General features: G+C 31.4%; 3 protein-coding genes. All 3 read left to right on the forward strand.

The features are described 5' to 3' along the window. Positions 1 to 235: 235 nt before the first annotated feature. The 3 genes from LQE93_RS11140 to LQE93_RS11150 all read left to right on the forward strand — a co-directional run bounded on the left by LQE93_RS11140 (position 236) and on the right by LQE93_RS11150 (position 16206). Positions 236 to 2872: a hypothetical protein gene (locus tag LQE93_RS11140; protein ID WP_231073656.1), complete on the forward strand. Its 2637-nt coding sequence runs from the start codon at positions 236 to 238 to the stop codon at positions 2870 to 2872. 12 nt (positions 2873 to 2884) lie between these two features. Beyond that, on the forward strand, positions 2885 to 9853 hold the full coding sequence (locus LQE93_RS11145) for an immunoglobulin-like domain-containing protein (RefSeq protein WP_231073658.1): 6969 nt from the start codon (positions 2885 to 2887) through the stop codon (positions 9851 to 9853). A 365-nt stretch (positions 9854 to 10218) separates the two neighbouring features. Continuing rightward, positions 10219 to 16206, forward strand: coding sequence for a fibronectin type III domain-containing protein (locus LQE93_RS11150; protein WP_231073659.1), 5988 nt, complete (start codon positions 10219 to 10221; stop codon positions 16204 to 16206). Positions 16207 to 16221 lie beyond the last annotated feature (15 nt).

Below are 16221 nucleotides of genomic sequence, written 5' to 3' on the forward strand. Positions count from 1 at the left end.
AGATATATAAATTAGACTTTAAGAATTAATTCAGATAAGTAAGAATAGAAGAAATTGAATATTCAATTCCTTCTATTTTTTTGAATTAATTTATATTATGCCAGAATGGTAATTAATATAATTTTATTGGCAAAAATTTTTAAAAAATTTAATTAAAAATGAACCATTTTTATACTAAAGATATCTTAGAAGTATAAGAGTGAAATTATGCACAATTTATAGGAGGAAATAATATATGCACAATAGGGTAAAAGCATTAATAGTTGCAGCAGTTTTTGCTACAAATAGTGTTTCGCCAACATTGAATGCTCTAGCTAATGAAATTGACAGAGATACAGTCAATGATGAAATAGTAAATACTGTGAATTTAGAAGAAGAAAATAAAGGTTCGGAAGAGGAAGAAGAAGGTTCTTCAGTACCAGAAGAGGAAACCGAAGATGATTTAGTACCAGAAAGTGGTTTGGAAACAGAAAATGAAGAGCCGAAAGAGAAGACAGAAAATGATTCAGTATCAGAAGGTAATTTAAAAACAGAAAATGAAACTATTAGTGAAGAAACCGAAGTTAGCTCTAATTTAGAACAGGAAAATGTTACGGAAGAAAATTATGATATTTCAACTGCTGCAGTAAATAAATTAGAAATTAAACCTAATACAGGGCAGTTTGACTGGGGATATGATACCAGTAATGAAGTTGCAGTGTTTGTAGAATTTGATAATAGAAATAGCACAAAGACTATAGAAATAGAATTAGCAGAAGGTATGGCATTTGATAGATATCCAGTAGTAGGAACTCCAGTTCACTCAGTAGAATATGGAGGTACAGAGGCAGATTTAGCAGTAATAGAGAAAGTTTTGGAGAGACCTAGTAAAGATAAAATTACAGGTAAGTATACTGGAAAATTAGTATATGAGCTTAAAAAAGGAGTACAAGTAGGAAATATTGTAATTAAGGTATCTGTAGATAGATATAAATATTATGGGCCAAAAGAAATAAGTGATGCTATTAAAGTCACGGTAAAAGAGGATAATGTAGAAAGCGGTTTAGCTGTAAGAAATGTAGAAGCTGTAAATAATAAGAAATTAGGTGAAAAAAATAATTCATTAAATTATAGTGGAACAGAAAGAACAGCTAAATTACAGCCAGGAGGAATTGGTAAGACATATAGTTATTTTAGAAATACAACATCAGATGCACAAGATGATGATAACGGAATAAGAAGTTTTACATATATAAAAAATGCAGAACTAACAATGTATTATCTTGAAGACACAACATTTGTTGAAGTTAATAATGCACCAAGTGATGCTGTATGTGAACATTTTCCATTAGACAATAAAGTTGTAATAAAGATGCCTAGTGCAACTATTAATAATAGTAATATTAGTTTATCTTATAAGGTAAATGAAAATGCTCAATTTGGAACTAAAGAAGCACCAAAACAAAATATTATGAAAGTTGAATTTTATGATGGTACGATTAAGGAGTTAACAACAAGTATAATAGATAGTGTAGAAGTAGTGGATCCTAAGTTGGAACAAGCTTATATAGAAATGTCTGTAGATACAGGTCATTATTATGATTATGCTGGGAAAAGTCTATCAATAGGTGGATATATATATTTAAAAAATAAAACTATTGTAGATTACAAAAACCAAATATTTGAGTATAAATTCTCGAATTGGAATACCAGAAAGGTTTTATTGCCATATGGTATGACTGGTATAACAAATATAAAATATAAGCTTTTTGGAGATTCAAAAGAATATGATGTAGATGATAGTAAAATTGCTATTTTTCAAAATGAGAAAAGATTAATAGATGCAGATGCATTAGGGGTGCCAGAAGGTGAGTTTTTTGAAGAGGTAATTTTTGAAGTAGAAAATATACCAGCAGGATTTGAGTATTCTAAGAAGGGAAGACACAATGAATTTGCTATAAGTTTTGGTGAATTAAAACCTGGGGCAATTGATGGAAGTACAACTATTTCTATATATCCAAAGGGAAATCCAAGTGTAGCAAAACCGATAGTTAATCAAATAAGAAGAGAATCTAAACCAGAGAACATAGCTGTATCATCAGGAAATACATCATTGAAGAATGAATTTGGAACAGATGTATTAAGTTCAACTACACAAAAGGTATTAAGAGCAAAAACTACATTTGACGCTAATAAAGGGTTTACTAGAAAATATAATTTATCAAATTATTTAGAAGATCCTGAGATAATTATAAGAATGCCAGAAGGATTCTATTTATCAAAAGGAACTATAAAATTAACTCAAGAAGGTGTTAAAAAAGACTGTACTATTATTGAGCATACAAGTAGGGTAGATGGAGCAACGATATATACACTTCAAACTAAGGATGTTAAGATTGGTGGATTTGACCCTGAAACTTTAAAGATAAATCCAGGAATTGATGTAGAGTTTGAATTTAATACATATTCTACTGTTAGTGGAAATTATGACTTAAATGAAATGATATTCATAGGTAAAAAAGGCTCTCATATAGATGAGATATATGCAAACTCAGGAATATTAGTTCCAATTGATAATTTTGACTTAATTCAAGGTGATACTTTAAATGGAACTCCTAGAGCTCTTGTGAGAACTAAGAGTAAGAGCTTTGATATAATAAAAACAAGTGATCTTGTTGTAACAACACATATTAGAGAGAACGGAAGCGATATTGATAAGCAACCTTATAATAAGGATGATGAAAGTACAGCTATACAAGTATCAAAAGGGACTCTTATAGATTATATACTTAGAATAGAGAATAATAATACAAAGGCAGCAAAGGATTTTGAAGTGTATATACCAATTCCTAAAAAGGGAGTATATATGGGACCTGAAGTTCAAATTGGCTAATTTAATTGGGATATGGAATTAGAAGGTAATCCTAAGCTTACAGCTAGTGATGATGCTGGAAACCCAATAGATACAACTAAGTTATTTGAAATTACATATGGGTCAAGTAATTTGGGGTTAAATTCATTTAATGATATATATACTGATGATAAAGATGTAATAAAAGTTAGAGCCAAAGAAGACATAGAATCAGGAACTATTGGAGAGATAAAATTCACTTTTAAAGCAGCAAGTAATGTATCTCAAGTTGAGATAGGCTCTCTTAATGTCTTTAATGCTTATTACCGTAGAAAATATGATGGTGGATCTATAGTAATGGTAGAGGGAAATTATGTAGGACTTAGATTAGCTATAGGACAAGTTAAAGGAATAGCATTTTTAGATAAAGATAATGATGGATTATATAAGCAAGGAATAGATGAACCTTTAAGTGGGGTAGAAGTTGAACTATATAATAAAAATACAAATAAGAGTATATATACTACTACTAATAATCTAGGTGAATATAAATTTGAAGGCTTAGATAATGGAGAATATGAGGTAAGAATAAATAATGAGGCTGGAGGCTATGATATAAATAAAACAGGGGCTAGAAGATTTACAAAGCAGACAGCACTTTCGGGAGAGTCATATAAAAATGACTCAGATGTTGTAAGTACAAACAATATAGATGGTGTGATATCTGTTAGTATACCGACTACATCATACTTTTATGATGTGAATGATTATATGAATATTGGATTTGTTGAGCCTGTTACTGTTGAGGTGAAAGATGATGGAAATGGAACGGTAAGTGGTAAAAATTCAGGAATCTATAAGGCTTGGCCTTTTACTAATATAGAGGAGCCAGAAAAAGTTGTAGCAAATACCGGATATACATTTGTTAATTACACAAATGAAGATACTGGAAAAGTATTTACTTTCCCAAGTCAAATAGATTCAAATATTACTATAAAAGCTAACTTTGAAAAGAAGTTATTTAAGGTAACTCTTAATGCTAATGGAGGTAATCCAGGAAGTACAGTAGAAAAGACTATACTTTTTGATGGATTAATAAAGGAATCATTAGATTTATTAACAGATGATGAGAAGCCAACAAGAGACGGTTATTCATTTGTAGGATGGGCTAAAAAGCAAGATGGAACTGAAAAAATAACAGATACTGATAGAATGGAAGCTGCTGATTTAACTCTTTATGCAGTATGGGATGAAGCTCCAGTAATAAATATTGCAGGTGACTTAATCATTAAAGAAGGTAGTACAGTTAATCTTTTAGATGGTGTAAATGTAACAGATAAAGAAGATATAACTATAACAAATATTGTAACTGGAGGAGAAACAGTAGATAAGGATAGACCAGGGCAATATAGAGTAACTTACACTGTAACAGATAGTGCAGGAAACGTAGTTACTAAAGAGAGAATAGTAAAGGTATATGGAGCTCCTATAATAGAAGGAACTGATGAAGTAATAATTAAAGAAGGCGGAACATTTGATAAGTCACAAGGAGTAACTGCTAGGGATACATTTGGTGTAGATTTAACTTCAAGCATAAACGTAACAGATGCAGACAAAGTAAATGTTAATAGCGCTGGAAAATATATAGTGAAATATACAGTAAGAGATGTTGCTGGAAATGAAATTACAGTAGATAGAGTAGTAAAGGTATATGGGTTACCTACAATAAATGCAACTGATGAAGTAATACTTAAAGCAGGAGAAACATTTGAAGAACTAAAGGGAGTAACTGCTAGGGATAGCTTTAATGTAGATTTACAAATAGATGTAAAAGATGCAGACAAGGTAGATGTACAAAATGCAGGAAAATATCCAGTAAAATATACAGTAAGAGATGCTGCTGGAAATGAAGTTACAAAAGAAAGAATAGTAAAAGTATATGAAGCACCTACAATAAATGCAACTGATGAAGTAATACTTAAAATAGGAGAAACATTTGAGCCATTAAAGGAAGTAACTGCTGAAGATAGCTTTAATGTAAGTCTACCAATAGATGTAAAAGATGCAGATAAGGTAGATATACAAAACTCAGGAAAATATCCAGTAATATATACAGTAAAAGATGATGCTGGAAATGTAGTTACGAAAGAAAGAATTGTAAAAGTATATGGAAATCCTACAATAGATGCAACTGATGAAGTGATACTTAAGGTAGGAGAAAATTTTGAGCCATTAAAGGAAGTAACTGCTAAAGATAGCTTTGATGTAAGTTTACAAATAGATGTAGAGGATGCAGACAAGGTAGATATACAGAATCCAGGAAAATATACAGTAAGATACATAGCGAAAGATGCTGCTGGAAATGTAGTTATAAAGGAAAGAACAGTAAAGGTATATGAAGCACCTACAATAAAGGCAACTGATGAAGTGATACTTAAAGTAGGAGAAACATTTGAGCCATTGAAGGAAGTAACTGCTGAGGATAGCTTTGGTACAAGTCTACAAATAGATGTAAAAAATGCAGACCAGGTAAATGTACAAAAACCAGGTCAATATCCAGTAATATACACAGTAAGAGATGATGCTGGAAATGAAGCTACGAAAGAAAGAATAGTAAAAGTATATGGAGATCCTACAATAGATGCAACAGATGAAGTAATACTTAAAGTAGGAGAAAATTTTGAGGCATTAAAGGAAGTAACAGCTAAGGATAGCTTTAATGTAAATCTACAAATAAATGTACAAGATGCAGATAAGGTAGATGTACAAAATCCAGGGCAATATCCAGTAAGATATACAGTAAGAGATGCTGCAGGAAATGAAGTTACGAAAGAAAGAATTGTAAAAGTATATGGAGATCCTACAATAGATGCAACTGATGAAGTAATACTTAAAGTAGGAGAAACATTTGAAGAACTAAAGGGAGTAACAGCTAAAGATAGCTTTAATGTAAGTTTACCGATAGATGTAGAAGATGCAGATAAGGTAGATGTACAAAACTCAGGAAAATATACAGTAAGATACATAGCAAGAGATGATGCTGGAAATGTAGTTACTAAGGAAAGAATTGTAAAAGTATATGGAAACCCTACAATAGACGCAACAGATGAAGTAATACTTAAAGTAGGAGAAACATTTGAGCCATTAAAGGAAGTAACAGCTAAGGATAGCTTTAATGTAAATCTACAAATAAATGTACAAGATGCAGATAAGGTAGATGTACAAAATCCAGGAAAATATCCAGTAATATATACAGTAAGAGATGATGCTGGAAATGTAGTTACTAAGGAAAGAGTTGTAAAGGTATATGGAACTCCTGTAATAGATGGAACTGATGAAGTAATACTTAAAGTAGGCGGTACTTTTGATGAGTCAAAAGGGGTAACTGCTGAAGATAGTTTAGGTGAGGATTTAACATCAAGCATAAAAGTAACAGATGCAGATAAGGTAGATGTAAGTAATCCAGGGCAATATACAGTAACGTATACAGTAAGAGATGCAGCAGGAAACGAAGCTACAGAGAACAGGGTAGTAAAGGTATATGGAACTCCTGTAATAGATGGAACTGACGAAGTGATACTTAAGGTAGGAGAAACATTTGAGCCATTAAAAGAAGTAATTGCTAAGGACAGCTTTGGTACAAGTCTACAAATAAATGTAAAAAATGCAGACAAGGTAAATGTACAAAAGCCAGGGCAATATCCAGTAATATATACAGCAAGAGATGCTGCTGGAAATGAAGTTACGAAAGAAAGAATTGTAAAAGTATATGGAGATCCTATAATAGATGCAACAGATGAAGTAATACTTAAAGTAGGAGAAACATTTGAGCCATTGAAGGAAGTAACTGCTAAAGATAGCTTTAACGTAAGTCTATCAATAGATGTAAAAGATGCAGATAAGGTAGATGTACAAAATGTAGGGCAATACCCAGTAAGATATACAGTAAGAGATGCTGCTGGAAACGAAGTTACTAAGGAAAGAATTGTAAAAGTATATGGAACTCCAGTAATAGATGGAACTAATGAAGCAATAATTAAAGCAGGTGCAACATTTGATGAGTTAAAAGGAGTAACTGCTAAGGATAGCTTTGGTGTAAGCTTAACACAAGGTATAACAGTAGAAGGCTTAGATAAATTAAACTTACAAAAAGCTGGGAAATATACAATAAAGTATATAGTTGAAGATGCTGCAGGAAACAAAGCTATAGAATATAGAGTGATTAAAGTATATGGAACTCCGGTGATAGATGGAGCTAATACACTAACACTTAAAATAGGTGAGACTTTTAATAAGTTAGATGGAGTAACAGCAAAAGATAGTTTTGGTGTAGATTTAACATCAAGCATAAAAGTATCAGGTGCAGATGATGTAGATATAAATAATCCAGGTCAATATAAAGTAACATATACAGTAAAAGATGCTGCAGGAAACGAAGTTACAGTAGAGAGAACTGTAATAGTTGTTACTAATGGAGTACCAGAGATAAATGGTGCTGATAATGTAGCAATTAAGGTTGGAGATAACTTTGAACCATTAGACAACGTAACAGCAACAGATAAAGAAGATGGACCTATAACAAATATTGTAGTAGGTGGAGATAAAGTAGATGTAAATAAGCCAGGTCAATATAGAGTAACATATACAGTAAGAGATAATGATGGAAATGAAGTTACAGTAGAAAGAATAGTAAAAGTATATGGATTACCAGTAATAGACGGAATTGATGAAGAAATACTTAAAGTAGGTGGCACTTTTGATGAGCTAGATGGAGTAAATGCTGAAGATAGCTTTGGAGTAAGCTTACTACAAAGTATAACAGTAGAAGGCTTAGATAAATTAGATCTACAAAAGTCTGGAAAATATACAATAAAGTATATAGTTGAAGATGCTGCTGGAAACAAGGTTATAGAAGAGAGAGTAATCAAGGTATATGGAACTCCAGTAATAGATGCAACAGATGAATTAATACTTAAAGTAGGAGAAAAGTTTGATGCATTAAAGGAAGTAACTGCTAAAGATAGCTTTGATACAAATCTACAAATAAATGTAGAAGATGCAGATAAGGTAAATGTACAAAAGCCAGGGCAATATCCAGTAAGATATACAGTAAGAGATGCCGCTGGAAATGAAGCTACAAAAGAAAGAATTGTAAAAGTATATGGAACTCCAGTAATAGACGGAACTGATGAAGTAATACTTAAAGTAGGTGGCACTTTTGATGAGTTAGATGGAGTAAATGCTGAAGATAGCTTTGGAGTAAGCTTACTACAAGGTATAACAGTAGAAGGCTTAGATAAATTAGATCTACAAAAGTCTGGGAAATATACAATAAAGTATATAGCTGAAGATGCTGCTGGAAACAAGGTTATAGAAGAGAGAGTAATTAAGGTATATGGAACTCCAGTAATAGATGCAACAGATGAAGTGATACTTAAGGTAGGAGAGACATTTGAGGCATTAAAGGAAGCAACTGCTAAAGATAGTTTTGGTACAGAACTACAAATAAATGTAGAAAGTGCAGATAAGGTAGATATACAAAATCAAGGAGAGTATCCAGTAAAATATACAGTAACAGATGCTGCTGGAAATGTAGCTGAAAAGGTAAGAATAGTAAAGGTATATGGAACACCTACAATAACTGCAAGTGATGAAGTAATACTTAAAGTAGGTAGTGATTTTGATAAGTTATATGGAGTAAGTGCTGAAGATAGTCTTGGTATAAGCTTAACAAAAGATATAAAAGTAGAAGACTTAGATGGATTAGACCTAAAAAAAGCTGGAAGATATAGAATGAAATATACAGTTGAAGATGCTGCAGGAAATAAAGCTGAAAAGGAAAGAATTATAATAGTAGATGGAGCGCCAGTAATAAATATTGCAGGAGACTTAATCGTTAAAAAAGGTGACACAATTGATTATTTAAAGGGTGTAACTGTAGAAGATGAAGAAGATAAGGATTTAATAAACAGTATTGTAATTGGTGGACAGGATGTAGATAATGATACAGCAGGAAAGTACGAAGTAACTTATACAGTTAAAGATAGTGCCGGAAACGAAGTTACAGTAGAAAGAGTTGTAATAGTAGATGGGGCACCAGTAATAAATATTAAGGGAGATCTAATCATTAGAAAGGGTAGTCAATTTAATCTATTAGATGGTGTAACTGTAGAAGATAAAGAAGATACTAACCTAACAGTAGAAGTAAGTGGAGATACAGTTGATGTAAATACACTAGGAGAGTATACAGTAACATATACAGTAAAAGATTCTGCAGGAAACGTAACTACACTAAATAGAATAGTAAAAGTAGTAACAAATGATTCTCCTATAATAATAGGTGGGGGAGATATAACTTTAAAGCCATCAGAGATAGAAAACTTTGATCCTATAGCTGACTTAGAAATAAATGATGACCATGATACATTAGAGGATATTACAATAGATGTAGTAATAACAGATGTAGAAAGTGGACAAATCGTAGATAAGATAAGTAAGCCAGCGACTGGACGAGAAAAGAGATTCAACTTATTAATATCTGTTACAGATACAGATGGAAATACTATAACATTAAATAGAGTAGTAAGAGTAACAAACTACGAACCAGTAATTGAAGGCCTAAATGATATAGTAATAAAAGAAGGTGAAACAGTTAATTTAATGGCTGGAGTAACTGTAACTGATATGGAAGATGGAGATATTACAGATAAGGTAATAATACCAACAGTAGATTTAAGTAAGCTGCCAGTTGGAGAACATGACATAGAATATACTGTAGTAGATATTGATGGAAACTTAATTACTATTAAGAGAAAAGTAGTAGTAGAAAAAGCAAATAAATCTGAAATAGAAATACCAGATGTTGAAGTAGATGAAGTTGTTGAAGAAAATGTACAAAGACCAGTGACAGAAGGAAATGTAGATAATCCTAATACTGGTGATAAAGGTGTGTTATCATATTTACTTATAGCTATGGCATCTGCAATAGGATTAGTTAAAAATAGAAAAGGTAAAAAAGAATAAAAGTTATATATTTACTTAAGTATTTATAAAATAAAATTTTGTATTTTATAATTTAAATTTCATTTTTATATTTTATAAAGAAATTTTATAAATGTTTAGGGTCAGTAATGGCCCTACTTTTACCTAAAAATCTACTCTTTGTATTATAAGTAGAATGATATTGAAGGACTTAATAAAATAAAAAAACATATAAACTATTTACAGATTTAATTTTAAATAAAAAGATAAGTTTGAAGAAAAAATTTAATTAAATAATAATTTTAGCTAATAATTACTGAAAATTATTGAGAATAACATCAAAAAATTATAAAATATGAAATGATACGATAAATTTTTTAGTATATTTTAGGAGAATGGGGAAAATAATGAATAAGAAGAAGATAATATCTAAAACTATTGCGACTGCATTAGCAACGACCAATTTAGCTACTTTATCTGCTCAAGCTGTTCATGCATTTGATAACAATGCTGATACGGTTAATGCTGATATTACTGCTGAAAATCAAGTTGAAGTTACTATTGAAGAAACAGATGTAATTGGTGAAGATACCAACTTTGAAGATTCTATAACAGAAGAAGAGGGAAAACAAGACATTGAAAACTCTTTAGAAGAAATAGTAACTCCTCTAGAAGAAGAAACTTCAGTTATTGAAACAGATGAAACAGTTGAGTCAAATGAATTAGTTGAGGAAATTAAAGCAGTTGAGTCAAATGAATTAGTTGAGGAAATTAAAGCAGTTGAGTCAAATGAAACAATTACTGAGAAGGTTGCTTCTAAAAGCACTCCAAAATCTTTGGGGAAAATTGAATTTGATATTAATTTTCCAATGCCTATCAAGGCCAATACAGAAAGTGACATTAGTTTTACTATCTTTAAAGAAGGAACTAAAGTTGGAAATATATCAAAAATAAATGATATAAATGGAACATTTGATAATGGAGCATCTTATAAAATTGAAAAATTAAACTCCAAAAAGCAACCATTAGGGGATGGACAAAATGATGTTTATTTCTTACATGTAATAATAGAAGGTTTAGAACTAGGAGTTTATAGTGCAGAAATAAATGGTGAAGGTTACATAGATACTAAGGTAGATAATATAGAGATAATTAACTACTCTAAGAGAGTTATCTTAGGAAGTGGTAGCAAATCATCTTCAAGTTATAATGGAGTATTTTTAATTGGTGATGTAAACGGTGATGGAATAATAGATATGGGAGACTATAATCTAGTATTTGAAAACCTAGGAAAAGCTGATTCAAATGCCAAAGCTGTATATGACTTAAATAAAGATGGTTATATAGACATTGCTGATTTAACTTATGTTAATGAAAACATTGGTGCTATTCAAGGAGCGGCAATAGTTGTAGATACAGATGCGATAATAAATCCGGAAAATATAATAATAACTGGAGAAAATATTTTACTACCAGATGGTGGGGATATTAAAGAAATATTAGTTGATACTGATAAACCTATAGCTATAGAAAGTGCTAATGGGCCTATATCGGAGAAAAATCCATTAAAGTTAGATTTTGATTTATCTAGTGTTTCTAGAAATAGTGGCACTATTGATATGGAGCAAGTAGTAATAAAAGCCCCTAAGGTTTCTAACAATGAAAATGCGGGAGCTCCGTCTAAGGGTTGGATTACTTATATTGATGCTAATGGAAATGAGGAACAAATACCATTTGGAGATAATGAAGTTCAGATAGCGTCATATGGAATAGAAGAAAGTCAAGCTAGAGCTACTACTTCAGAAAATGGAGATATAGTCATAGATCTTGGAAAACAAGTTGCTGTTAAGAAAATATCTATTAATGTAACAGAAAACAGAGGAAATAAAAATATATCAGAGATTGCTAAGATAGAATTCTTAAATAATGTTTATAAAGAAATACCTAAGCCAGATATGAATAGACCTCAAATAAAGACTGTTGAAACTTGTACAAACCTACATGATGAAAGAATAACTTTAACATGGGAACCACAACCAAATGTAACTTCATATGAGGTTAAGTATGAAAAACTAGATGAAAATGGAAATGTAACTCAAACTAAAAAATTACAAACTAACAAAACTAGTTTGAATATATTAGATAAGGATATCAAGCCTTATGATTTATATAGAGTTAGTATCCAATCATTAAATGGTGATTGGGAAAGTGGTTATGAAGCTGAAACAGGTAAACCAGAAGCTCAAGGACATCCTGCATTTGATGGAATAGCTGATAATGTTGATGCTGATTTTAATCTAATTGATAGTTACTACAATGGAGATAAAGGTACAGTATCTGAGATAAGAGTTGTTCCTATACAGGCACCAGAAAAACCAAGAAATTTAACTACAGAACAAGGATTTAAATCTTTTACTGTATCATGGGAAAATCATCCTCAAGCTAGAGACTTTGATATTTATTATAGAAAAGTTGGTGATACAAATAAGAATTGGATAAAGGCAAATGAGGATAGAATAGAGGTAACAGAAAATAGTCCTGAAGTTACTAATCCAGATAAAAGTAAATTAGTTAGAAGTCATAGTTACGTAATTAATGGACTTGAAGATAACACAGCTTATGAAGTGAGAGTTACGGCTACAAACCATTTAGGAACTAGTAAGATGTCTGATACATATATAGCAAGTACAGTTACTACGACTCCACCAGAAATGACAGGGTACAAGCTTATAAATAGACCTACAGATGAAAATGAAATTGGTACTACTCATATTATTGATGTACGTAATAAGCTAGATGCTGATGGATGGGCAAGTAGTGATTCAGCTTTACAGTATGATTCTGAGTATGCATTAGTTGATGGAGATTTTACTACTGAATGGAAAGTTAATGACTGGGATACAGGAGCTAGCTATTGGGCTGATAGAGGTTCAGAGATTACATTTGATGATACTTATACAATAGGATCAATAGGAATAGGACGAACTTTAGAAAAAGGCAATTATATGGGCTTATATAAAGTTAAGGTTACTTATTGGGATGAAAATGGTGATAAACAAGTAGTTTATACAGAATCAGTAACTGAAAAGTCTTCTAATGGACATAATTATTATATTGTAAAATTAAAAGAACCAATAACTACAAATAAAATAAAGGTAGATACATCTGGATATGCTGGAAGTATACAAAGAATATCAGAACTTAAATTCTATGAGTATGATAGTTTAGCAGATGATATAAAAGATTTATACGAAGATGATTTAAGATTAGTTCTTAAAGACACTGTTACTCAAGATATGTTAGATGAGCTAGCAGAGAGATTAAATACTCCAGACCCTATATGTGGTGAATATCATCCAGAGAAGTCTGTTTTAGAAAAAGAATTAGATATTGCACAAAAGTTATTTAATGATAAGGGAGTATCAGAAAAAATAACAATACTTGATGCAAGTATTAGAACTGATAATGAAGGTCCATCTTTAGGAATGGAAAATAGTTATCAATCTTTAGGAAGTGTTGCAAGACCTTCAGTTGATGATGATGGAACAGCTAAGCAAATAACAGTATACATGGGTTCGTCTGACCCTAATACAAAGGTTGATATAGTATTCTTACAAAATTATGGACAACCAGGAGAATATATAAGTAAGGTATACACAATATCTCCAGGTAGAACTGAAATAACTATTCCGACAATTAGTACTGCTGATGTAGAAAAAGGTGGACAAGTTATGGCTAGAGTTACTCAAGGTTCTACAACTGCAGATGTACAGATACGTTTAAGTGGAGTTACTGAAATTCCTCATTTAAATGTTAATAACTTAATAAATGATACTTCTAAAGAAAATGAAGTTAAGGATAAAATTAGAACTTATATTTCAGAATTAAAAACATATATGTCAGATATTAAGACTCTTTATCCGACACAAGTTAGTGATGAAGATAAGGTAAAGAATATATATCTTTATGATGAGCAAACATCACCTTTAAACACAACAGATATTGAAGGAGATAGATTCACTCTTACTTTACCGGCATCAGAAATATTAAAGGGTATAGAAAGTGGCTTAGAAGGTAATACAGAAGCTCAAGTAGAGAGAGTTTACAATGCACTTTTAGCTTGGGAACAAGAAGTACAAGTTGGTTTTGCTAAGAAAGGTGTATTTGAAGAAGTTCAGGACTTCAATGGAAATGGCACAATTGATGAGGAAGATAAAGCATACTTCAGAAAGCACAGAGCACCACTTACAAGATTAAATATTAAATATCAAAGAATGATGATGGGGGCAGCGGCATATGCATCAAGCCATCATATCGGTGTTGGATTTGGTTCAGCACACTATATTCAAGGTGTTCCTTACAAATTTGATGATGCAGGAAATGTTATAAATGCTGATGAAGCTAAGCTTTATGGAGGGTTAATAGGCCATGAAATGGGTCACTGTATGGATATTGGAGATAGACTTTATCCAGAAACAAGTAATAACTTAATGACAGCAATAACAGGAACTATGTTAGATGAAGATAGTCCATATGCTTCAGCAATGGATGATTTATATAAAAAGGTAACTTCAAATACTTTAGGATTATCTACTGATAGAACTGTTGTAGTAAACATGCTATGGCAACCATATTTAGCATATGAGGATGACAGTACTTATAAGATGTTATTTACAGATAATGATGCAGATTTAAGTAATGACTCATACTATGCAAAATTAAATAGAGCATACAGAGAAATGACACCAGAAGAAAGAGCCAATGGAGATAGAGACCAATGGTTAATAAGAATGTCTTCAAAAGCTGTAGGAAAAGATTTAACTGACTTCTATGAAGCTCATGGAATAGTAGCAAATGCGACAACTTTACAATATGTAGCTCAATTCCCTAAAGAGACTAGAAAGATTCAATATATTAATGATGAAGCTAGAAGAAGAAGAATGGCAGGAACTGCAGATATGGCTCGAGGAACTACACTTTCAGCAGAGTTTGGAACAGATTCTAAGGGCAATCTAATTACAGATGGTTCTTATGTAAATGATAAAAATGTTACTATAAACTTATCCGTAGATAAGAGTGATGATAATATTCTAGGATATGAAATTTATAGAAATGGTAAACCGTGTGGATTTATTCTAAGAGATAAAGATAATAAGGAAACTATCTATACTGATGTTGTTGATAATATTAATAACAGAGTAGTTACTTATTCAGCAATAGCTTATGACTATAACTTAAATCCAACAAATACTGTAGAATTAGGAACTGTTAAGGTAAGACATGATGGTGGAATTGCTAAGTCTAATACTATATTAACTACTAATACTATAAGTATAGATGAAGCACATAATGATATTCATTCATGTGAAGGAAATGAAGATTTAAGACTTGCTTTAGATGACGATAATACTACTGCTTACGAAGGTAGAATGTTAAGTAAATCAGAGTATAATAATTCTGTTCACGGAGTTGAAATGAATCCAAATAACAATCCGTATTTAATATTAGATACTACAGAAATTAAGACTTTAGTTGGTATTAAATATACAGCTCCTACAACTACATCAGGTTTCATATTTAAGAAAAATGCAATAGCAGATTCGGCTTTAAATAAATATAAGATTGAAGTAAGTAAAGATGGAGTTAACTGGACAACAGCTAAAGAAGGAACTTTAAGCTTAAGTGTAGATAACCCTACAGCTACAATATACTTTGATAAAGAAGGGGTTACTGGTGGAAATCAGCTTAATTCATATAATGCAAGATATGTTAAGATTACTGCTTTAGGAACTAAGAATATATCTGCAGCTGAATTAGAACTTCTAACTCCTCCAGGGGACAACATAGAAATTGGAGTATCTAAAGATAACATTAATTACGAAAATGGTATTGGAATATTAAAAGAAAAATTTGTTTATGTAGTTGATAATCCAGATACTGATGAAAATGAAGAAAAATCAATACCAGCAGGTTCAATAATAATAACTGGTGAGTATAGAGGAAATCCTGCATTTAATGTGCCTTTAGTTTTAAATCAAAATGAAGAGCATATTGCAGATAATTATAATGGAATACTTATGGCTGAGGTACCTGATAATGGTGACTTAGAAGAAATAGCTGAAGGAACTTGGATTTATTGGGTAGAGCTACAAGATGCAACGACATTTATGAATGATAATGAAAAGATATTTGCAGAACTTTACAGAACTGATAGTGCAGATGCAACTGAAGGTGGACAAAGATTGGTAAGTGATACCTTCAAATTAGAAGTACCAGATGTATTACCGGAAATAAGCTTAAGTGGTGGAAATAGTACGAGAACACTAACTTCTAAAAATATGAGAGCAATAGAACTTGATGAGGCTGTATTAAATAGAATTACAGATAAGAGATAATTATAAGGAGAATAG

It is taken from the genome of Clostridium sp. NSJ-145 (assembly GCF_021044725.1).
GTDB lineage: Bacteria > Bacillota > Clostridia > Clostridiales > Clostridiaceae > Clostridium > Clostridium disporicum_B.